The organism is Arthrobacter sp. TmT3-37, from assembly GCF_054510835.1.
Window position 1 is genome coordinate 153,483 of the sequence record NZ_JBTNDU010000004.1, and the last position, 19,118, is coordinate 172,600.

17 protein-coding genes and 1 tRNA gene are annotated in these 19,118 nt (G+C 69.6%); 6 read left to right on the plus strand and 12 right to left on the minus strand.

What is annotated here, in order from left to right; genetic code table 11:
- Positions 1-70: 70 nt before the first annotated feature.
- From ACX80U_RS07785 to ACX80U_RS07800, 4 genes are all read left to right on the plus strand, one after another.
- Complete coding sequence (locus ACX80U_RS07785) at positions 71-349, plus strand: HU family DNA-binding protein (protein WP_087074140.1); 279 nt, start codon at positions 71-73, stop codon at positions 347-349.
- Between the two features lie 105 nt (positions 350-454).
- Positions 455-2,587 carry a cytochrome c oxidase assembly protein gene (locus ACX80U_RS07790; protein ID WP_459267995.1) on the plus strand — a complete coding sequence of 711 codons (2,133 nt, stop codon included), beginning with the start codon at positions 455-457 and terminating at the stop codon, positions 2,585-2,587.
- A complete protein-coding gene (locus ACX80U_RS07795; RefSeq protein WP_459267996.1) occupies positions 2,584-4,572 on the plus strand; it encodes an NHL domain-containing thioredoxin family protein in 1,989 nt (662 codons plus the stop codon). The genes ACX80U_RS07790 and ACX80U_RS07795 overlap by 4 nt, the downstream gene beginning before the upstream one ends.
- 317 nt (positions 4,573-4,889) lie before the next feature.
- Positions 4,890-5,981 carry an SDR family oxidoreductase gene (locus ACX80U_RS07800; RefSeq protein WP_459268098.1) on the plus strand — a complete coding sequence of 364 codons (1,092 nt, stop codon included), beginning with the start codon at positions 4,890-4,892 and terminating at the stop codon, positions 5,979-5,981.
- Positions 5,982-6,028: 47 nt separating this feature from the next.
- Here the strand turns inward: ACX80U_RS07800 and ACX80U_RS07805 are convergent, their stop codons facing one another.
- The 11 genes from ACX80U_RS07805 to ACX80U_RS07855 form a co-directional block, all read right to left on the minus strand.
- Entirely contained in the window at positions 6,029-7,015 is a 987-nt protein-coding gene (locus tag ACX80U_RS07805) for a hypothetical protein (protein ID WP_459267997.1), read from the minus strand.
- Between the two features lie 25 nt (positions 7,016-7,040).
- Positions 7,041-7,457, minus strand: coding sequence for a hypothetical protein (locus ACX80U_RS07810; RefSeq protein ID WP_133081336.1), 417 nt, complete (start codon positions 7,455-7,457; stop codon positions 7,041-7,043).
- A gap of 5 nt (positions 7,458-7,462) precedes the next feature.
- Positions 7,463-9,172, minus strand: a complete 1,710-nt coding sequence (locus ACX80U_RS07815) for a helicase HerA-like domain-containing protein (protein ID WP_459267998.1) — start codon at positions 9,170-9,172, stop codon at positions 7,463-7,465.
- A gap of 89 nt (positions 9,173-9,261) precedes the next feature.
- Entirely contained in the window at positions 9,262-10,629 is a 1,368-nt protein-coding gene (locus ACX80U_RS07820; protein ID WP_459267999.1) for an ABC transporter ATP-binding protein, read from the minus strand.
- 31 nt (positions 10,630-10,660) lie between these two features.
- Positions 10,661-11,509 (minus strand): carbohydrate ABC transporter permease, encoded by an 849-nt coding sequence (locus ACX80U_RS07825; RefSeq protein WP_208739350.1) that lies wholly within the window; start codon positions 11,507-11,509, stop codon positions 10,661-10,663.
- A complete protein-coding gene (locus tag ACX80U_RS07830; RefSeq protein WP_244186328.1) occupies positions 11,509-12,396 on the minus strand; it encodes a carbohydrate ABC transporter permease in 888 nt (295 codons plus the stop codon). The genes ACX80U_RS07825 and ACX80U_RS07830 overlap by 1 nt, the downstream gene beginning before the upstream one ends.
- A 122-nt stretch (positions 12,397-12,518) precedes the next feature.
- Positions 12,519-13,772: an extracellular solute-binding protein gene (locus ACX80U_RS07835; protein ID WP_244186327.1), complete on the minus strand. Its 1,254-nt coding sequence runs from the start codon at positions 13,770-13,772 to the stop codon at positions 12,519-12,521.
- Positions 13,773-14,008: 236 nt separating this feature from the next.
- On the minus strand, positions 14,009-14,440 hold the full coding sequence (gene panD, locus ACX80U_RS07840) for an aspartate 1-decarboxylase (RefSeq protein ID WP_208739348.1): 432 nt from the start codon (positions 14,438-14,440) through the stop codon (positions 14,009-14,011).
- Between the two features lie 99 nt (positions 14,441-14,539).
- A tRNA-Gly gene (locus ACX80U_RS07845) sits at positions 14,540-14,610 on the minus strand.
- A 23-nt stretch (positions 14,611-14,633) separates the two neighbouring features.
- Positions 14,634-15,131: a protealysin inhibitor emfourin gene (locus ACX80U_RS07850; RefSeq protein ID WP_459268000.1), complete on the minus strand. Its 498-nt coding sequence runs from the start codon at positions 15,129-15,131 to the stop codon at positions 14,634-14,636.
- Positions 15,128-16,174 (minus strand): M4 family metallopeptidase, encoded by a 1,047-nt coding sequence (locus tag ACX80U_RS07855; protein ID WP_459268001.1) that lies wholly within the window; start codon positions 16,172-16,174, stop codon positions 15,128-15,130. Before ACX80U_RS07855 ends, ACX80U_RS07850 begins: the two co-directional genes overlap by 4 nt.
- A 69-nt stretch (positions 16,175-16,243) precedes the next feature.
- On the opposite strand from ACX80U_RS07855, the gene ACX80U_RS07860 reads away from it, so the two are divergent.
- Positions 16,244-17,098 (plus strand): tryptophan 2,3-dioxygenase, encoded by an 855-nt coding sequence (locus tag ACX80U_RS07860; protein ID WP_459268002.1) that lies wholly within the window; start codon positions 16,244-16,246, stop codon positions 17,096-17,098.
- Positions 17,099-17,130: 32 nt separating this feature from the next.
- Positions 17,131-17,706 (plus strand): dCTP deaminase, encoded by a 576-nt coding sequence (gene dcd, locus ACX80U_RS07865; RefSeq protein WP_459268003.1) that lies wholly within the window; start codon positions 17,131-17,133, stop codon positions 17,704-17,706.
- Positions 17,707-17,710: 4 nt separating this feature from the next.
- Here the strand turns inward: dcd and ACX80U_RS07870 are convergent, their stop codons facing one another.
- On the minus strand, positions 17,711-19,099 hold the full coding sequence (locus tag ACX80U_RS07870; RefSeq protein ID WP_208739329.1) for an MFS transporter: 1,389 nt from the start codon (positions 19,097-19,099) through the stop codon (positions 17,711-17,713).
- Positions 19,100-19,118: the final 19 nt, after the last annotated feature.

A 19,118-nucleotide genomic window follows, 5' to 3' on the forward strand; every position in this document is an offset into this window, starting at 1 on the left:
TTTTCGGACAGAGGCTCTTCGAATACCGTGAAGAGCTCGTTCAGAAGAGTGACGTCCAGGAGGACCCAAAATGGCTAAAAACCGTAGTGAACTTGTTGCCGAGGTAGCAGCGAAGGCTGACACCAGCCAGGCGTCGGTGAACAGCGTTCTTGACGCGCTGTTCGATGTCTTCGCCGAGTCCATCGCCAAGGACGAGAAGATCACCATCCCCGGATGGCTCGCCGTCGAGCGCACCAGCCGTGCAGCACGCACCGGACGCAACCCCCAGACCGGTGAGACCATCCAGATCGCCGCGGGCCACAGCGTCAAGCTGACCGCAGGCTCGAAGCTCAAGGCTTCCGCCAAGTAGTCCACGTACTGGAGGGCCGCTGCCACGACGGCAGCGGCCCTCCGTCGTTAACGACGCCGGACGGAGGATTGGCCCTATTTCTACTGCGGGTAGAGAATGGTGTATATGACGACGACCGGTAGGCAACCGCGCGAGAAGTCCGCCAGCGCCCCCGTGGAGCGTGCGCTCGGAGCCGGTTGGCTGACCCTCGCGGGTGTCGTCGTCCTCGCGGCACTCGTCATCGCCCTGTTCTACTCGGGAGCGGCCGCTGCCCGGCAGCTCGGCGACCCCGGCGCCCTGACGCGCTGGGGACTGCCCGTCGCCAAGGTGCTGAACAACACCGCAGCCGCGGGCACCATCGGCGCCCTCGTCTTCGCGGTCATCATGCTGCCGCGCACGGTCGGCGCCAACGGCCGCAGACCGACGGCCGACGCGGCCGAGCATCCTGCCTTCGCCCGCGTTCTGCTCCTGGCCTCCGTCTCCGCCGTCGCCTGGACGCTCGGCGCGCTGGGCGTCATGGTCTTCACCTACTCCGATGCCGCAGGCCTGCCGCTCAGCACCGACCCCGCGTACACGCAGGGGCTCGCGGCGTTCCTCACCGACTTCTCCACCGGCCGCGCCTGGCTGGTCACCTCCATCGTCTCGGCCGTGCTGGCCACGATCCTGTTCGGGGTCCGCTCGCAGACCGGACTGGCACTCACCCTGGTGTTCGCACTCCTGAATCTGCTGCCCATGGCGCTGATCGGCCACTCGGCCAGCGGCGACGACCACAACGCGGCGGTGAACTCGATCGCCCTGCACCTCGTCGGTGTCTGCCTGTGGGTGGGTGGCATCATCTCCCTCGCCGTCGTCAGCGGGAAGCTGGGGGACCAGGCGCTCCCGGTCCTCAGGCGCTTCTCCGCCCTGGCCGGCTTCGCGTTCGTCCTCGTGGTGGGCTCGGGCGTCGTGAACGCCGGCCTCCGCATCACCGACCTCGCCCAGCTCAGTTCCCAGTGGGGACTGCTGGTCACGTTCAAGACGATCGCCACGCTGCTCCTCGGCGGCATCGGCTGGATGCACCGGCAATGGATCATCCCGCAGCTCGGGGATCCTGCGGCCACCACCGGGTCGAAGCTCTCCGCGCGCCGTGTGCTGTGGCAGCTGATCGCCGTCGAGCTGGTCCTCATGGGAGCGGTATCCGGTGTGGCCGGGGCACTCGGACGCACGGCCCCGCCCCGTGCGGAGGAACTGCCCACCGAGGCCGGCCCGGCCCGCGTCCTGACCGGCTACGACCTCCCGCCCGAGCCCACCGCCGCCCGCTGGCTCACCGAGTGGCGGCCCGACTGGCTGTGGATCACCGTCGCGCTGACCTTCGGGGTCGCCTACGTCCTCGGCATGGTGAAACTCCATCGCCGCGGGGACTCCTGGTCCGTGCCCAGGCTCCTCAGCTGGCTCGTGGGCCTGGCCCTGCTGACCTACTTCACGTCCGGCGCGCCGGCGATCTACGGGATGGTGCTCTTCAGCGCCCACATGATCGACCACATGGCACTCACCATGGTGGTGCCGCTGTTCCTGGTGCTGGGCGCGCCCGTGACCCTCGCGCTCAAGGCACTGGGGGCACGCCGCGACGGCACGCGGGGGCTGCGGGAGTGGATCCTGGTGATCGTGCACTCCTGGCCGTCGAGGATCATCACGCACCCCCTCGTCGCCGCGGGCAACTTCGTGGCCTCGATCATCGTCTTCTACTACTCGCCGCTCTTCGGCTTCGCCCTCCGCGAGCACGTGGGCCACGAGCTGATGATCACGCATTTCCTCCTCACCGGCTACGTCTTCGTGCTCTCGATGATCGGTTCCGATCCCGTTCCGCTGCGCGCCCCGTACCCGATGCGGATCCTGCTGCTCTTCGCGACCATGGCCTTCCACGCCTTCTTCGGCGTCACGCTCATGGGCTCGACGTCGCTGCTCGAGGCCTCCTGGTTCGGCAACATGGGCCGCGACTGGGGTGCGTCCGCCATCGCGGACCAGCAGGTGGGCGGCGCCGTGACCTGGGGCGTGGGGGAACTGCCCACGCTCCTGCTCGCGATCGGCGTGGCCATCATGTGGTCCCGCTCGGACGCGCGCGAGACGAAGCGCAAGGACCGCGCGGCGGACAGGAATAACGACGCCGATCTCACGGCTTACAACAACATGTTCGCCGACCTCGCCGCGCGCGACGTCGGATCCCGTCCGGGCTCCCAGGGCGCGACGCGGGTGACCACCACAGCAGGAGACGATGAATGACCGAGACCACCGTCCGCGCCCGAGTGAACTACCGCGTGCGCGGCTCAGCCCTGACCGGCCGTAACTGGCTCAACACCGGCGGTAGGCAGCTGCAGCTCGAGGATCTCCGCGGGAAGATCGTGATCCTCGACTTCTGGACGTTCTGCTGCATCAACTGCCTGCACGTCCTCGACGAACTGCGACCCCTCGAGGAGCAGTACTCGGACGTCCTCGTCACCGTGGGCGTGCACTCGCCGAAGTTCGAGCACGAGGCCGACCCGGTGGCTCTCGCCGCCGCCGTCGAGCGGTACGACATCCACCACCCCGTCCTCGACGACCCCGAGCTCACTACCTGGCAGGCCTACACGGCGCGGGCCTGGCCCACGCTCGTGGTGATCGATCCCGAGGGGTACATCGTGGCGCACCTCTCCGGCGAGGGCCACGCCGCAGGGCTCACCTCGCTCGTCGAGGAGCTCGTCGCCGAGCACGAGGCCAAGGGGACCCTGCACCGCGGGGACGGCCCGTACGTCCCGGCCGAGAGCACCGCGGGCGACCTGAAGTTCCCCGGCAAGCTCCTCGCGCTGCCCGCCACCGGCACCTTCCTCGCCGGTGACACCGGGCACCACCGGCTCGTGGAACTCGAAGCGGACCTCGTCACCGTGCGGCGCACCATCGGCTCGGGCACCAAGGGCTTCCGTGACGGCAGTGCGGACGAGGCCGAGTTCAACGAACCCCAGGGCGTCGCGCTGCTGCCGGCGGAACTGGCCGCCGAGGTCGGGTACGACGTCGTCGTCGCCGACTCCGTGAACCACCGCCTGCGCGGCGTGGACCTCGCCACGGGGGAGGTGCGCACCCTCGCGGGCAACGGGACGCAGCGACTGCTCGACGCCGGCAACCACACCAAGACCGGGCCGCAGGAGAACTCCCACGAGATCGGTGCCCCCAGCGAGACGCCCCGGCTCACCGAGACGCAGCTCGGCACCGATGCCCTGAATCTCTCGCTGTCCTCGCCGTGGGACGTGCTGTACTCGTCGGTCCTGGACCGCGTGGTCATCGCCATGGCCGGTACCCACCAGATCTTCAGCTACGACCCCCGCACGCACGCCGTCGAGGTCCTGGCCGGCACCGGCCTCGAGGGACTGCTCGACGGCGACGCCTCGGCCGCCTGGTTCGCCCAGTCCTCCGGCCTCGCCGAGGACGCCAACGGCACCATCTGGATCGCCGACTCGGAGACCTCCTCGGTACGCCTCCTGTCCTTCGTCGAAGTGAACGGACGCCGCGGGGTCCAGGTCCAGACCGCCGTGGGGACCGGCCTGTTCGACTTCGGCTTCCGCGACGGCGATGCCGAGCAGGCACGCCTGCAGCATCCGCTGGGCGTCACGGCACTGCCGGACGGATCGATCGCCATCGCGGACACCTACAACGGCGCGGTCCGCCGGTACGATCCGGTCACGCGCCAGGTGTCCACGCTGCTGCGCGGCCTCGCCGAGCCGTCCGACGTCCTGGTCGACATGACGCCGGTGGCCGACGGCGGGGACCCCCTGCTGATCGTCGTGGAGACCAACCGGCACCAGCTCGTCCGGGTGCCGCTGCCCAAGGAGGCGCTGGCCGTCGACGAGGGAGCGTCACAGACACAGCGCCCGAAGACGCCGATGGCGGCCGGCCCCGTGGCCCTCACGGTGCGCTTCACCGCGCCCACGGGCCAGAAGCTCGACGACCGCTGGGGCGATCCCACGCAGCTCAAGATCAGCGCCTCGCCGGAGTCGCTCCTCGTCTCGGGCGGCGGCACGTCCACCGGACTGACGCGCGAGCTCGTCCTCTCACCGGACGCGGGCGACGGCGTCCTGCACATCACGGCACGCGCGGCGTCCTGCGACGGCGAGCCGGGCGGCGAGATCCCCGACCACGCGGCGTGCCATCTCTACCAGCAGGACTGGGGCATCCCGGTCTCGGTGACGGCCGACGGCGACACGGTCCTGACGCTGGATCTGCGCGGACTCGACTGACCTGCCGGTCCGGGTCGCATCGAAGGGCACCGGCCGCGGCCGGTGCCCTTCGTGTGTCCGGCGCCCGCGGCTCGGCGCCGGAACGTAGCGCGAGGGGGCGCGGGGCGGGCGGTGCGTGCGGGTGTCCGGCACGGCGATGCCGACCCTGGCCGGAGCAGGAAATCCCCCCACGCCTCGCTGCCGCCGGAATATCTTCCCGGCAGGTCGGCTTGTCGCCTTCGGAGCCCGCGACGATCGATGCCTCCGCCGGCGGCCAGGACGTCCGCGGCAGGCAGGCATCCGCGGGCAGGACGCGACACGACGAGAAGGAGCGCAGGATGACGGCAGGGACGGCAGCAGCATCGCAGGGAGAGCGGACGGCACTCGTCGTGGGAGCGACCGGCATCGCCGGGTCCGCGCTCGTCGAGCAGCTTCTCGCCGAGGGATGGTCGGTGCTCGCACTGTCCCGCACAGCCGGCGCGGAACGCAGCGGCGTGCGCTGGCTGTCGGCGGACCTGACATCGGCCGAGTCCCTGTCCACCGCCCTCGCCCCCGTGGACCCCAGCCACGTGTTCTTCACGGCGTGGTCCCGGCGGGACACCGAGGAGGAGAACATCGCCGTGAACGCGGGCATGCTGCGCGACCTCCTGGCCGCCCTGCGCGGCAAGGACGTGGCCCACGTGGCCCTCATGACCGGCCTCAAGCACTACCTCGGTCCCTTCGAGGCCTACGCCGCCGGTGAGATGGCCGACACCCCGTTCCACGAGGAGGAGCCGCGGCTGCCCGTCGCGAACTTCTACTACGCGCAGGAGGACGAGCTGTTCGCGGCGGCCGCCGCGCAGGGCTTCACCTGGTCGGTCCACCGGTCGCACACCGTGATCGGCCACGCCGTCGGCAACGCGATGAACATGGGCCTGACCCTCGCGGCCCAGGCGGCGCTGTGCAGGGAGACGGGTGAGCCGTTCGTCTTCCCCGGCTCGGAGACCCAGTGGAACGGGCTGACGGACATGACGGACGCCGGCCTCCTCGCCGAGCACATGCTCTGGGCCGCGACGACGCCCGGAGCCGCCGACGAGGCCTACAACATCGTCAACGGGGACGTGTTCCGCTGGCGCTGGATGTGGCCCCGGCTCGCGGCCTACTTCGGCGTCGACTGGGAGGGGTATGCCGGGTCGCCACGGCCGCTCGAGCGGGCGATGGCGGGGCGCGAGGAGCAGTGGGCGGAGCTCGCGCGGCGCTACGGGCTCGCGGAGCCGCGCCTGGACCGCGTGGCATCGTGGTGGCACACGGACAGCGACCTGGGGCGCGACATCGAGGTGGTGACGGACATGGGCAAGAGCCGTGACGCCGGCTTCACCGGCTACCGGCGGACGCTCGACGCCTTCACCGCGCTCTTCGACCGGTACCGCGCCGAGAACCTCATCCCCTGACGCGGAGGAGAACCGCGCGGGCCGCCGAGGCTGTCCGCGCGGTTCTCCTAGTAGCGGACGACGGGTGTCACGGTGACCTCGTCCCCGATCACCCGGAGGTCGGCCTCGAAATCGAACGGGACGGACTCCGAGACGTCCCGGACCGCACCGGAGAAGAAGTCCCTCAGCTGCGTCTCGATACGCGCCGACCCGCGCAGCGGTGCCAGCGACCATCCGCCGTCGGTCGGTGTGATCGTCGCCGTCGGGTACTCCTCGATGGACCACGCGATCTCGCCCGCCAACCGCTCGTTCGTCGGATAGTTGAACGGGCAGTTGGTCGGCTGGAAGACCGTCTGGGCCGCGCAGTCATCCAGGAAGGCCCGCAGCCGGTCGTCCACGGCCGAGGTCAGTTCCGGCGTCGCCTCCGTCGCGAGCGCCAGCGGCGGAGGCGGGGCGTCCCGGCCCGTCACCGTCACCGAATGCGCCGGCGCCCGGAAGTACCGTCCCTCGTACACGGCGTCGACGACCGCGGGGTAGAAGGACGCGAGCGCGGCCCTGCCGTCGGGAAGGCCCACGTCCATGCCGTTCACCGCGGCTTCGACGCTGTTCAGGGCGGACACCTCGACCGTCGGCAGGACGGTCGGCTCGAACCGCCACACGTTGAAGAAGCCCCACTCCGTGCCCGTGCGCCGGAGCGGGAAGACCGTCGTCGACTCCGTGCCGTCCAGGGTGTAGGTCACCGGAACCTCGACGCGGTCCCCGCCCGTGTCGCGTGCCTCGCCCACCTCGACGTCGGCGAACGGAGCACTGGCCCTGCGGAGCGCGTCACCCTCGAGCAGGGCCGGATTCGAGCCCTCGGGTACTGACGCGTTGAGCAGGCCCAGTGCCTTGCCGCCGTCACCGTCGCGGAGTGCTTCGAGGTACAGGCCCACCTGGTGCTCCGGGCTGTAGAGCCGTCCGTTGAGGATCACGACGGCCGCGATGAAGGCTGCCGCGACGAGCATGAGGGCGAGCAGCCATGCTGCGACGACCTTCACTACGGGGCTGGTATGCACCTCTCAACGGTACCGGCTGCGCCGTTCAGCCGGGCAGGAAGCCCAGTGCGGCACCTCCGACGGCGAGCACGAGCCCGATCCCGGCGATGACCCGGGTGCCGCGGTAGGGCTCCTCGAGCGACCAGCGCGTGGGATTGCGGGCGTGGTAGAAGATGGTGACGTCCTCGCCCGGAGCGGGCGGTGGAGGAGCCGGCACGGAGCGGCGCCGCCGCATGCAGCTCGACCACAGGGCCTCGACGATCCTGTACCGGCTGTCGTGCCAGCGCAGGTACGGGTGGCCCTCGTGCTCGTACGTGACGGCCTGGGTCCTGGCCCACGAGCCGTAGACCAGCCGGATCACGAGTGCCGCGACGAGCAGCCCCACACCCAGGGCCGTGAGGGTGGAGCTCACGATCTCGGTCACGACCATCGGTGCGTCCTTCGGCGCCACAGGGCGTGCCATGGTCCTCAGGACCACGGGCGCCTGCGGCGCCTGGTCCCGAAGAGTCCGCGGGCCAGTTCCTTGCCGATCACCCCTGCAGCCCGGAGCGCGAGGTCGGCCATCTCGTCCCGGTCGGGCGCGCGCCCTGCCCACCGGTCCGTCCTCTGCGCACGACCCTGCCCGGAGCGCCGTCCGTCGCCCTCCCCGCGGCCGCCGCTCCCGTACCCGGTCCCGGGACCCGCGGGAGGCGAGGACGTACCGAGGATCTCGTCCTCGATGCGGCGGGCCTCCGCGTCGCGGTCCTCCCGTCGCGAGGCGACGCCCGTCCCGGCCGGGGGATCGGCGCGGGTGCCTGATCCGCCGTCGGCAGCGCCTCCGGGCGCATCCCGTGCTGCCAGTGTCTCGAAGGCCGAGTGCCGGTCGACGGACTCGCCGTACCTGGCGAGGAGCGGTGATGACGCGACGGCGGCCGGCACGGTGCCCTCGGGTGCGCGGCCCATGACCGATGCGGGGGAGCGCAGGCGCGTCCAGGCGACGGGGGTGGGAGCGCCGTGCTCGTTCAGCACGGTCACCACGGCCTCGCCGATGCCCGCGGAGGTGAGGACCTCCTCGAGGTCGTAGGGGCTCGTCGGGAAGGTCGACACCGTGGCACGCAGGGCCTTGGCGTCGTCGGGCGTGTAGGCGCGCAGGGCGTGCTGCACGCGGTTGGCCAGCTGGCCCAGGATCTCTCCCGGGAGGTCCCTGGGTGTCTGGGTGATGAAGAAGATGCCGACGCCCTTGGACCGGATGAGCCGCACGGTCGCCTGGATGGACTCACGGAAGGCCTTCGAGGAACCGGTGAAGAGCAGGTGCGCCTCGTCGAGGAAGAACACGAGGCGGGGCTTGTCGACGTCGCCGACCTCCGGCAGCTCGGCGAACAGGTCCGCCAGCAGCCACATCAGGAACGTGGAGAAGAGCCGGGGTTTCTGCTGCACCGCGACGAGTTCGAGCGCCGTGATGATGCCGCGGCCGTCCGCGGCGGTGCGCAGCAGATCGGCGGTGTCGAACTCCGGTTCGCCGAAGAAGGCGTCCATGCCCTGCGCCTCGAGAGCGACCAGCTCGCGCAGGATCACCCCGGCCGTCGCCTTCGAGAGGCCGCCGAGCAGTTCGAGGGCCTCCTTGCCCTCGGCCGAGGTGAGGAAGCCGATGACGGCGCGCAGGTCGGCGAGGTCGTAGAGTTCGAGGCCGTTCCGGTCGGCGTAGTGGAACACCAGCTGCAGACTGGATTCCTGCGTCTCGTTGAGGTCCATCACACGGCTCAGGAGCAGCGGCCCGAACGAGGAGATCGTGGCACGGACCGGGATGCCGTTCCCGTCCGGGCCGAGCGAGAGGAATTCGACCGGGAAGGCGGCGGGAACCCAGTCCTGACCGACGCTCGTGGTGCGCTTCGCCAGCCGCTCCGAGGCGGTGCCCGGCGTGGCGAGACCCGTCAGGTCACCCTTGATGTCCGACAGGAAGACCGGGACGCCGTGCGCCGAGAGCTGTTCCGCGAGGACCTGCAGCGTCACGGTCTTGCCGGTACCCGTGGCACCGGCGATCAGCCCGTGGCGGTTCATCATGGCGAGGGGGAGCCGGACCTGGGCGCCGGTGTGCAGCGTCCCGTGCACGAGGGCCGCCCCGAGCTGGAGGGTCGGTCCCCCGAAGACGTATCCGGCAGTGATGTCGGCGACCTGGTCGGCGCCGTCGTGTTCGACCATAGGGTCAGACTACACAGCAGGGCCGGCACCCGATCCGGTGCCGGCCCTGCTGTGGTCGCGCCCGCCTGCGCGGGCTGGGAACGGTCCGGTCAGCCCGCGGTGTGTCGCCCGCCGGCCGCCGTCGCGCCCCCTGACGAGCCCGCCCCGGCCTTCACCGTGGTGTCCTCGCGCCGGCCGGGAGTGCCGTCGGCGGAACCGTTGCCGTCCCTGCGTCCGTCCGCCTGCTGCGCGGTCGCGATCTCCTCGGCGCGTTCCTCGGCCGCCTCCCGCGTCAGCTCGGCGCCGGCCTCGGCGTCGCGGGTGAGGTTCTCTCCCGACTCGGCATCGAACAGGTGCAGCTTGCGCGTGTCGAGCCAGATCTCCGCCTCCCGCCCGCCGCGGATGCGGCTCGCCGCGTCCAGGGTGACGACGACCTGCGGCCGCAGTTCGTCCGCGTCCATGTCCCGGGCCAGGCTGTCGAGCAGTTCCCTCATCTCCGGGGCCGGATCGAAGTTGATGTACCCGTACTGCTCGTTCCCGAGCCACTCCGTGTGGGTCAGCGTGGCCGTGAACGTGGACCCGTTCGACTTCTTGTGGTCCTCCACGAGCTTGGCGTCCTCGAAGAACTCCGGCCGGACGCCCACGAGCACGACCTTCTTGCCCGCCGCCTTCCGCGCCTTGTCCTCCGGGATCTCGAGGTCGCCGATGGCCGTCCTGAGCAGGTTGCCCTCGAGGGTCGCCGGCAGGAAGTTCATCGACGGAGAGCCGATGAAGCCGGCGACGAACAGGTTGACCGGCTGTTCGTACAGTTCACGCGGCGAGGCGATCTGCTGCAGTTCACCCTTCTTCAGCACGGCCACGCGGTCGCCGAGCGTCATGGCCTCCGTCTGGTCGTGCGTCACGTAGACCGACGTGACGCCCAGGCGCCGCTGCATCTGGGAGATCTCCGAGCGCATCTGGCCGCGGAGCTTCGCATCGAGGTTGGAGAGCGGCTCGTCGAAGAGGAAGGCGTCCGCCTGCCGCACGATCGCGCGTCCCATGGCGACGCGCTGCCGCTGGCCGCCGGAGAGGTTCGCCGGCTTGCGCTGCAGGTGGTCGGTGAGTTCGAGGGTCGCGGCCGCCTCGGTGACGAGCTTGTCGACCTGCTCGTCGGAATGCTTGCCCTTCGCCAGGCGCAGGGGGAACGCGATGTTCTCGTACACCGTGAGGTGCGGGTACAGCGCGTAGTTCTGGAACACCATCGCCAGGTTGCGGTCGCGGGGCGCCTTGTCGTTCACGCGCTGGCCGTCGATGAGGAGATCGCCGTCGGTGATGTCCTCGAGGCCCACGATCATGCGCAGCAGCGTGGACTTCCCGCAGCCCGAGGGGCCGACCAGGATGATGAACTCGCCGTCGGCAATATCGATGCTGACGTCGTTGACGGCGGGGAAGCCGTCGCCGTACTTCTTGACCAGGTGATTGAGGGTGATGGAAGCCATGGTGCGAAATCCTTTACTTGAACCGGGGGCGTTAGCCCTTGACGGCGCCGGAGGTCAGGCCCGAGACGATCTGGCGTTGGAAGAGCAGGACCAGGAGGACGATCGGGATGGTGACGATGATCGCCGCCGCGGAGATCGCCCCCGTCGGTGCCTCGAACTGCGATGCACCCGTGAAGAAGGCGAGGGCGGCGGGCACCGGCCTCGCCGCCTCGGTGGAGGTGAGCGAGATGCCGTACACGAAGTCGTTCCAGGCGATGAAGAACGCGATGATCGCGGTGGTGAAGACTCCCGGCGCTGCCAGGGGCACGATCGCCTTGCGGAACGCCTGCCACGTCGTCGCGCCGTCCACCTGTGCGGCCTGCTCGAGCTCCCACGGGATCTGCCGGAAGAAGGCGGCGAGGGTCCAGATGGAGATCGGGAGGGTCAGTGACAGGTACGGGATGATCAGGCCGAGCCACGTGTCGTAGAGCCCGATGGTGCGCCACAGGTTGAACAGCGGCGTCACGATCGAGATGACCGGGAAGATCGAGACCGCGAGCGCCGTGGTGAGGACCAGCTTCTTGCCCGGGAAGTCCAGCCTCGCGATCGCATAGGCGCACAGGGTGGCCAGGACGACGGCGATGAAGGTCGCGATCAGCGTGATGCCGATCGAGTTGCGCAGGGCCGAGAGGAACAGCCCCTGGGCGTCTCCCACCAGGATCTGCTCGTAGTTGGAGGTGGTGGCCCTGCCGGACGTCGGGAGGAACTTGCCGCTCGTGAGGTCGCTGGGGGCCTTGAACGACGTGGCGAGGATCGAGACCACGGGGAACAGCGCGTAGATCAGGACGAGGACCGTCACGATCGCCCAGAGGATCTTGCCCCGGGTACTGGTGTTCGTCATTACTTTCCTCCCTGCGATCCGGCGAGATCGACCTTGAACAGCTTGATCGCGATGAAGCAGATCAGCAGGACGCACAGGAACAGGAGGACGGAGACGGCAGAGCCGAGCCCGATCTCGAGCCGGCTGATCGATTGTCGGTAGGCGAGCAGCGACAGCACTTCCGTGCCGTACGCCCCGTTGGTCATGATGAACACGTTGTCGAAGATCCGGAAGGCGTCCAGCGCACGGAAGAGCACGGCGACCATGATCGCGGCCTTCATGTTGGGGATGATGACCTTGCGCATCTGCTCCCACCAGGTGGCTCCGTCGACCTTCGCCGCCTCGCTGAGTTCGTCGGGTACCTGCGCGAGGCCGGCGAGGAGGAGCAGCGAGATGAACGGGGTTGTCTTCCAGATCTCCGACGCCATGATGACGAAGAGGGCCGTGGGCCCCTGCGCGAACCAGTTCAGGTTCTCGTCGATGCCGGGAAGCCAGCCGAACCAGTTGTTGACGTACCCCGAGTTGATGTCGAACGCGTAGAACCACGCGAACGCGGAGACGACGGTGATGATGCCGTACGGCACGAGGATCGCCGTGCGCAGCAGACCGCGCACGGATTTCAGGGCCTTGTGCATCACGAGGGCGAGGGCGAAGCCGAGGACGAGTTCCACGATCACGGTGACGACGGTGATGAACACCGTGGTCCACAGGCCCGACCACCAGACCGGGTCGGAGAGGATCACGGCGTAGTTCCCGAGACCGATGAACTCGCGCTCGCCGGGGGCCGTGAGGCGGAAGCGGAACAGTGATTCGTAGATGGCCTGCAGGATCGGGTACAGCGTCACGAGCAGCATGATGACGAATGCCGGCCCGGCGAGGATCCAGCCGAGCCGACGCTCGGCACGCACGCGGTCGCTGTACTGCTTCTGGGGTTTCTTGGTCTTGCCGTTGCCCGTGCCGGTGTCGCGTTCGACGCGCGGGCCGGGCTCGGTGGACGACGCCGTCGTCGTCTTCGCTGGGATGGCGGAGGTCACAGGAGTTGCTCCCCTCGAAGGACCGATGTGATGAAGTCGCTCGACGTCTCCGGGGTGCTGTCCGGGTCGACGTCGGCGGGGGGCGCCCAGCGCTGCTGGATGCCGGTGGAGACCTCGTTGTAGAACGGGGTCTGCGGACGGGGTGCTGCTACCTGGAGGGAATCCCGGATGGTCTCGGCCATGGGGAAGGTCTCCTCGATCCGGGGGTCCTCGTAGGCCTCCGTGTTGGACGGCGGATTGCCGTTGGTCACGAAGTACTCCGCCTGGTTCTCCACGGAGACGATGCACTGGACCGCTTCGTACGCGAGGTCGGGGTTGTCGCTCTCGGCTCCGACGCCGAGATTGATACCGCCGAGCGGGGGCGCCGACTCCTGGTCCGCCGTCATGCGCGGGAAGATGCCCCAGCCGAGGTCGTCGACGACCGCCTGGTCCAGCGTGCCCGCCTCGACGGCGGCCGTGGTCGCCGGCCAGACGAACGGGTAGTTGACCATGAAGGAGCCGGAGTCGCCCTGGAAGGCGATGAGCGAGGCGTTCTCGTCCTGGGTGGGAAGCCCCGGGCCGCCCAGTCCGTCCTTGCCGATCGTGGAGATCACCTCGGCTGCAGCGACACCGGCGTCGGAGTCGAGGCCGAGCTCGATGGTGTCCGCCGTCGCCTCGGGGTCGACGATGATGGAGCCCCCCGCCGACTCGATCAGGGCGTTCACCCAGACCGTCATCGACTCCGCCTGCGCGCCCTGGACGCCCAGGGACTTGTCCTGGCTCTTCGCGGCCTCCATGATCTGCTCCCACGTGACGGGCTTGCTCATGTCCAGGCCGGCGGCCTCCGCCACCGACTTGCGGTACCAGAGGATCTGCGTGTTGGCCCAGAACGGGACGGTGACGAGTTCGTCCTTCCAGGTGGCCCCGGCGAGGGCACCCTCGACGACGTTCTCCGTCGTGCTCTCCGCGACCTCCTCGGGCACCGGCGCCAGGAAGCCCGGCTCGGCGAGTTCCGGGATGAAGGGGGGATCGAGGCTCATGATGTCGAGCGACGAATCCCCCGCGGCGAGGCGCCGTGCGAGCTGCTCCCGCTGGGAGGCGGCGTCGCTCGGCAGGAGCGAGGTCTCGATGCGGTAGCGCCCGCCCGATTCGTCGCTGCACTTCTGCGCTATTGCGGCCTGGCCCCCGTTGTCGGGGTTGATGTACCAGGTCAGGGAGTTGTCCGCCTGTGCCGGACCGCAGCCGCTCATGGCGAGTGTCCCCATGATCATGCTCACGACGACGGCGGCCTTCGGACGGCTCTTGCGTGTTCTTCGACTAGTCGGCATTCGTACCGAGCCTCCACATCCTCGTAGACAGCCCGGCTGACGGTTCGAGCGAATCGACAGCCTAAGCAAGCTTGCTTTTCGACCCTATGCCTTGCCGCCCCAAACCGCTAGGCAGTCTGCTGACCATCGCGCAAAAGGGCGTGCAGGACCGACGGGAGATGCCGGAGGTGCGAGGTGGTTCAGGCGGAGACGGCGGAGTTGTCCAGCGCGAAGGGCGGGCGCTCGAGGTCACCGGTGACCGCCTCGGCAGGATCGGAGCCGAGCTCGACGATCCGGTTGCCGGCGTCCACGTGCACGACGGTGGGGACGAAGGCACGCGCTTCCTCGGTGGTCATCTGCGCGTAGGTGATCAGGATGACGAGGTCGCCGCGCTGGACGAGGTGCGCCGCGGCGCCGTTGATGCCGAGGACGCCGGATCCCCGCTCGCCGGCGATGGTGTAGGTCTCGAGCCGCGCGCCGTTGGTGATGTCGACGATCGACACCAGCTCGCCGGGCAGGATGTCCGCGGCATCGAGCAGGTCCAGGTCCACCGTCACGGACCCGACGTAGTGCAGGTCGGCATGGGTGACCGTGGCGCGGTGGATCTTCGACTTGAACATTGTGCGATTCATCGCCTCAAGAATACGCCGGTCGGGCGCATGCCGCGGAGCGGCGGAAGGTGTCCTTGGGCACACCCGGAGCCCCGGGGACGGACCCCGCCGGGGGTCGAGAGCGGGCGACGGGAATCGAACCCGCGTATCGAGCTTGGGAAGCTAGCGCTCTACCATTGAGCTACGCCCGCACGGTTGGAACCGCTCCATCACCTTACAACAGTTCTTGCGGCTTCCCGGGACCGGCGTCGCCTGCGTGCTCGGGACCCCCGTCCGGACCCGCTGCGTCGGCTCCGTCAGCCGCCCCGGACGCTGCCCGGCCGGCCCGGGACCCCTCACGCTCTCCGGCCGTGACCGGTGCCCCGTCCGTAGTTGCGGCCGCGGGAGCGGCGCGCGCCTCAGCCCGGGCCCGCTCGATCAGTTCCCGCCAGGGCTCCTCGAGCCGGCTCTCCGGCACGTACACCTCCGTGTAGCCGATGGCGATCCGATAGGTGAAGCGGTCGCGCTGGGCGCCCGGCGCGGACCCGGCCGCCTGCGCGGCATCCCCGGCAGGAGGTCCCCCGGCGCGGGTACCGCCCTCCGGGCCGGCCGCACCCGCTTCCGCCTCCGCGAGCGGCAGCCAGCGTTCCTCGGCCTCGGTGCGGCTCACCTCGATGCTCCAGGTGCGGGTGAGCCCAGCGAAGCCGCCCGAGCGGGTGATCTCGATCCTCACGGCAGCACGCCGACCTGGGACCAGGCGCCGGTGACCGCTCCGGCCTCGGGACTGCCGGCGCCGAAACGCTTCTCCGCGGCGCCGACGGTGGCACGCGCGAAGGCCGGGAAGTCGCAGTCCGGTGGGATGGTGCCCCCGAGGACGGCGTCGTACCAGATGCGTCCGGCGCCCTCCCAGGCCCGTCCGCCGAGGGCGGTCGCCGCGAGGTAGAAGGCGTGGTTGGGGATCCCGGAGTTGATGTGCACGCCGCCGTTGTCCGACGTCGTCTCCACGTAGTCCGCCATGGTGGCGGGCTGCGGGTCCTTGCCGAGGACGTCGTCGTCGTACGCGGTGCCCGGTGCCCGCAGTGAGCGGAGCGCTTCCCCCTGCACCTGGGCGGTGAAGATGCCGGCTCCCACGAGCCAGGACGCGTCGGCCGCGTCCTGCCGCAGTTCCCGCTGCTCCACGAGGACACCGAACACGTCCGACAGCGACTCGTTGAGAGCGCCCGACTGGCCCTGGTACTCCAGGTTGGTCGAGTACTGCGTGAAGCCGTGGGTCAGTTCGTGGCTGATGACGGTCAGGGAGGCCGTGAAACGCCCGAAGATCTCGCCGTCGCCGTCGCCGAACACCATGCGCCCGCCGTCCCAGAACGCGTTGTCGTAGCCGGTGCCGTAGTGCACCGTGGCCTCGAGCGGCCTGCCGGCGCCGTCGATCGAGGACCGCCCGTACTCCTCGCTGAACAGCCGGTAGGTGGAGCCGAGGCCGTCGTAGGCCTCGTCCGCGGCGACGTCGCCCGTGGCGGGTGCGCCCTCGGCCCGCACGAGGTTCCCGGGGAGCTCTTCGCGGCCGCCCGCGTCGGAGATGCGCCGGGTCAGGGTCCCCACCACGGCGGCCCTCCGCACGGGGGCGCTGAGGGCTTCCGAGCGGACCTGCAGGACGGGGTCGAGCTCCAGCAGGGCGTGCCGCGCCGCCCGGGCGGCGACGGTGAGCCGTGGATCCTGAAGGGCCGCGAGGCGCGTGAGAAGGTGTGGTGGGACGATGCTGCAGTGCATTCGCTGCATGGGGCCTCCTTCGGGTTGGACCCAACCTAGACCCGCAGGCCGACAATCCTCGGCACGTAGGCTTGCGCCATGAGTGCAGAGCGGAACACGCGCAGCCTGGAGCAGGGCATCGAGCGGGATTTCTCGGACAAGATGAGCTACGGGTCGTACCTGGAGCTGGACCGGCTGCTCGACGCGCAGCATCCCGTGAGCTCGCCCGAACACCACGACGAGATGCTGTTCATCATCCAGCACCAGACCTCCGAGCTGTGGCTCAAGCTCGTGCTGCACGAACTCACGGCCGTGCGCCTGAAGCTGCAGAGGGACGACCTGAGGGCGGCGATGAAGGGGATCGCACGCATCAAGCACATCCAGCGCTCCCTGACGGAGCAGTGGTCGGTGCTGGCGACCCTCACGCCGTCCGAGTACGCGGAGTTCCGCGGCGACCTGGGGTCCTCGAGCGGCTTCCAGTCCTACCAGTACCGCGCCGTCGAGTTCCTGCTCGGCAACAAGAACGAGGCCATGCTCCAGGTGTTCGCGGCGGACCCCGCGGCCGAGGCCCTCCTCTCGGACCTCCTGGACCGGAGCAGCGTGTACGACGAGTTCATCGCGCTCCTGGCACGGCGCGGGTATGCGATCCCGGCAGACCTGCTCGGGCGGGACGTCCGGGTGGCGCACGAGTTCCATCCCGCGCTCGTCGCCGTCTACAAGGAGGTGTACGAGGACGCCGCGGGCCACTGGGACATCTACGAGGCCTGCGAGGAGCTCGTGGATCTCGAGGACAACTTCCAGCTGTGGCGCTTCCGCCACCTGAAGACCGTCGCGCGGACGATCGGATTCAAGCCCGGCACCGGGGGGTCGTCCGGCGTCGGGTTCCTCCAGCGGGCGCTCGAGCTGACTTTCTTTCCCGAGCTCTTCGCCGTCCGCACCGAGATCGGCCGCTGAAGGGCGCGGATCGGTGCTGGTAGTTTTGGACGGTGCTGATCTCCGACCGCGACATCCGAGCAGAACTGTCCGCCCAGAGGATCGTCCTCGAACCCTTCGATCCCGCGATGGTGCAGCCCTCCAGCGTCGATGTCCGCATCGACCGCTACTTCCGGCTCTTCGACAACCACAAGTACGCCCACATCGATCCAGCCGAGGACCAGCCGGACCTCACGCGCCTGGTCGAGGTCGGACCCGACGAGCCGTTCATCCTCCACCCGGGGGAGTTCGTGCTCGGGTCCACCTATGAGACCGTCACGCTTCCCGACGACATCGCGGCGCGGCTCGAGGGCAAGTCGTCGCTGGGCCGGCTCGGGCTCCTCACGCACTCGACGGCGGGCTTCATCGATCCCGGCTTCTCCGGGCACGTGACCCTGGAGCTCTCCAACATGGCGACCCTGCCCATCAAGCTGTGGCCCGGTTCGAAGATCGGCCAGCTGTGCTTCTTCAAGCTGACCTCGCCCGCCGAGCACCCCTACGGGTCGGGGGAGTACGGCAACCGCTACCAGGGACAGCGGGGCCCGACGGCGTCGCGCAGCCACCTCAACTTCCACCGCACGGGCATCTGAGCCCTCACGCCTCGGGCACGACGGCACGCACCACCCGGGCCGGCGGCCGGACGGGCAGCAGGACGAGGAGTCCCGCGAGCAGGACCACGAGGATCCCGATCACGCCGTACAGCTGCGAGCCGAACACCCCGATGCACAGGGCGAACAGCGTCGGGGCGAGGAAGCTCACCGCACGGCCCGTCGTGGCGTAGAGGCCGAACAGTTCGCCCTCGTCGCCGACCGGCGCCAGCCGCGCGAGGTAGGCCCGCGACGACGCCTGCGCCGGTCCGACGAACAGGGTCAGCAGCAGCCCGAAGACCCAGAAGGTCGTGTCGGAGGTCCAGTCCATGCCGAAGAAGGAATGCGTCTCGGTCCCGAGCAGGAGGATCGCCGTCCCGGCCACCAGCAGGCCCACCAGGGCGCCGATGATCACACGCTTCGGGCCGATGCGGTCGTCGAGGAAGCCGCCGATCACGGCGCCCGCCGCGGCGATGACGTTGGCGGCGATGGCGAAGACGATCACCATGCTCGCGGAGAACCCGAACGCACCGGCCGCCAGGATCCCGCCGAAGGTGAAGACCGCGGCGAGGCCGTCCCGGAAGATGGCACTGGCGAGCAGGAAGAAGATGGTGTGGGGGCTTTCCCGGTAGATGGCCTTCACGCGCCGCACCAGCAGACCGTAGGAGGCGAGGAACCCCAGCTGGGCGGCCCGGGCCCGGCGGGGGACCTCCGGCACGGCGAACATCACGGGCAGGGCGAACGCGGCGAACCACAGGGCCGAGAAGACGGCGACCAGCCGGATGTTCAGGCCGTCCTCGCTCGAGGCACCCGCCCAGTCGACGACCGGCTGGATGAACACCACGAGGACCACCACGAGTGCCACAATGCCGCCCACGTAGCCCATGGCCCACCCGAAACCGCTGACCCGGCCGATCGTCGACGGGGTCGAGATCTGGGTCAGCATCGCGTTGTAGTTGACGCCCGCGAACTCGAAGAAGATGTGGGCGGCGGCGATGAGCGCGACGCCGAGGACCAGCATCCCGGGGCTCGGGAACACGAAGAAGCACAGCGCGGTCAGCACGGCCACGATCAGGGTGTTCACGCCGAGCCACAGCTTGCGGCGCCCCCCGCTGTCCGAGCGCTGCCCGGTGACCGGAGCCAGGAGGGCGATCAGCAGGCCGGCGACCGCGAGGCCCCAGCCGAGCACCTGTGAGGCCCGTTCCTCACCGCCGAAGGCGTCCGACGTGAGGTACACCGTGAAGACGAACGTGGTCATGACGGCGTTGAAGGCCGCCGAGCCCCAGTCCCACGACGCCCAGGCGAGGACGGGCTTGCTGAAGATGCGGCCTGAGCCCACGGCCGGAAGGGGAGCAGGGGCCTCCGCGGGGGGCGGAACCTGCTGATGGGTACTCATACGGTGAATGCTAGCGCCG

Excerpts from the sequence above, each read along its gene's own strand:
- ACX80U_RS07785 (WP_087074140.1), top strand. The coding sequence starts at position 71 with ATGGCTAAAAACCGTAGTGAACTTGTTGCCGAGGTAGCAGCGAAGGCT.
- ACX80U_RS07790 (WP_459267995.1), top strand. The coding sequence starts at position 455 with ATGACGACGACCGGTAGGCAACCGCGCGAGAAGTCCGCCAGCGCCCCC.
- ACX80U_RS07795 (WP_459267996.1), top strand. The coding sequence starts at position 2,584 with ATGACCGAGACCACCGTCCGCGCCCGAGTGAACTACCGCGTGCGCGGC.
- ACX80U_RS07800 (WP_459268098.1), top strand. The coding sequence starts at position 4,890 with ATGACGGCAGGGACGGCAGCAGCATCGCAGGGAGAGCGGACGGCACTC.
- ACX80U_RS07810 (WP_133081336.1), bottom strand. The coding sequence starts at position 7,457 with ATGGCACGCCCTGTGGCGCCGAAGGACGCACCGATGGTCGTGACCGAG.
- ACX80U_RS07815 (WP_459267998.1), bottom strand. The coding sequence starts at position 9,172 with ATGGTCGAACACGACGGCGCCGACCAGGTCGCCGACATCACTGCCGGA.
- ACX80U_RS07820 (WP_459267999.1), bottom strand. The coding sequence starts at position 10,629 with ATGGCTTCCATCACCCTCAATCACCTGGTCAAGAAGTACGGCGACGGC.
- ACX80U_RS07825 (WP_208739350.1), bottom strand. The coding sequence starts at position 11,509 with ATGACGAACACCAGTACCCGGGGCAAGATCCTCTGGGCGATCGTGACG.
- ACX80U_RS07835 (WP_244186327.1), bottom strand. The coding sequence starts at position 13,772 with ATGATCATGGGGACACTCGCCATGAGCGGCTGCGGTCCGGCACAGGCG.
- panD (WP_208739348.1), bottom strand. The coding sequence starts at position 14,440 with ATGAATCGCACAATGTTCAAGTCGAAGATCCACCGCGCCACGGTCACC.
- ACX80U_RS07855 (WP_459268001.1), bottom strand. The coding sequence starts at position 16,174 with ATGCAGCGAATGCACTGCAGCATCGTCCCACCACACCTTCTCACGCGC.
- ACX80U_RS07860 (WP_459268002.1), top strand. The coding sequence starts at position 16,244 with ATGAGTGCAGAGCGGAACACGCGCAGCCTGGAGCAGGGCATCGAGCGG.
- ACX80U_RS07870 (WP_208739329.1), bottom strand. The coding sequence starts at position 19,099 with ATGAGTACCCATCAGCAGGTTCCGCCCCCCGCGGAGGCCCCTGCTCCC.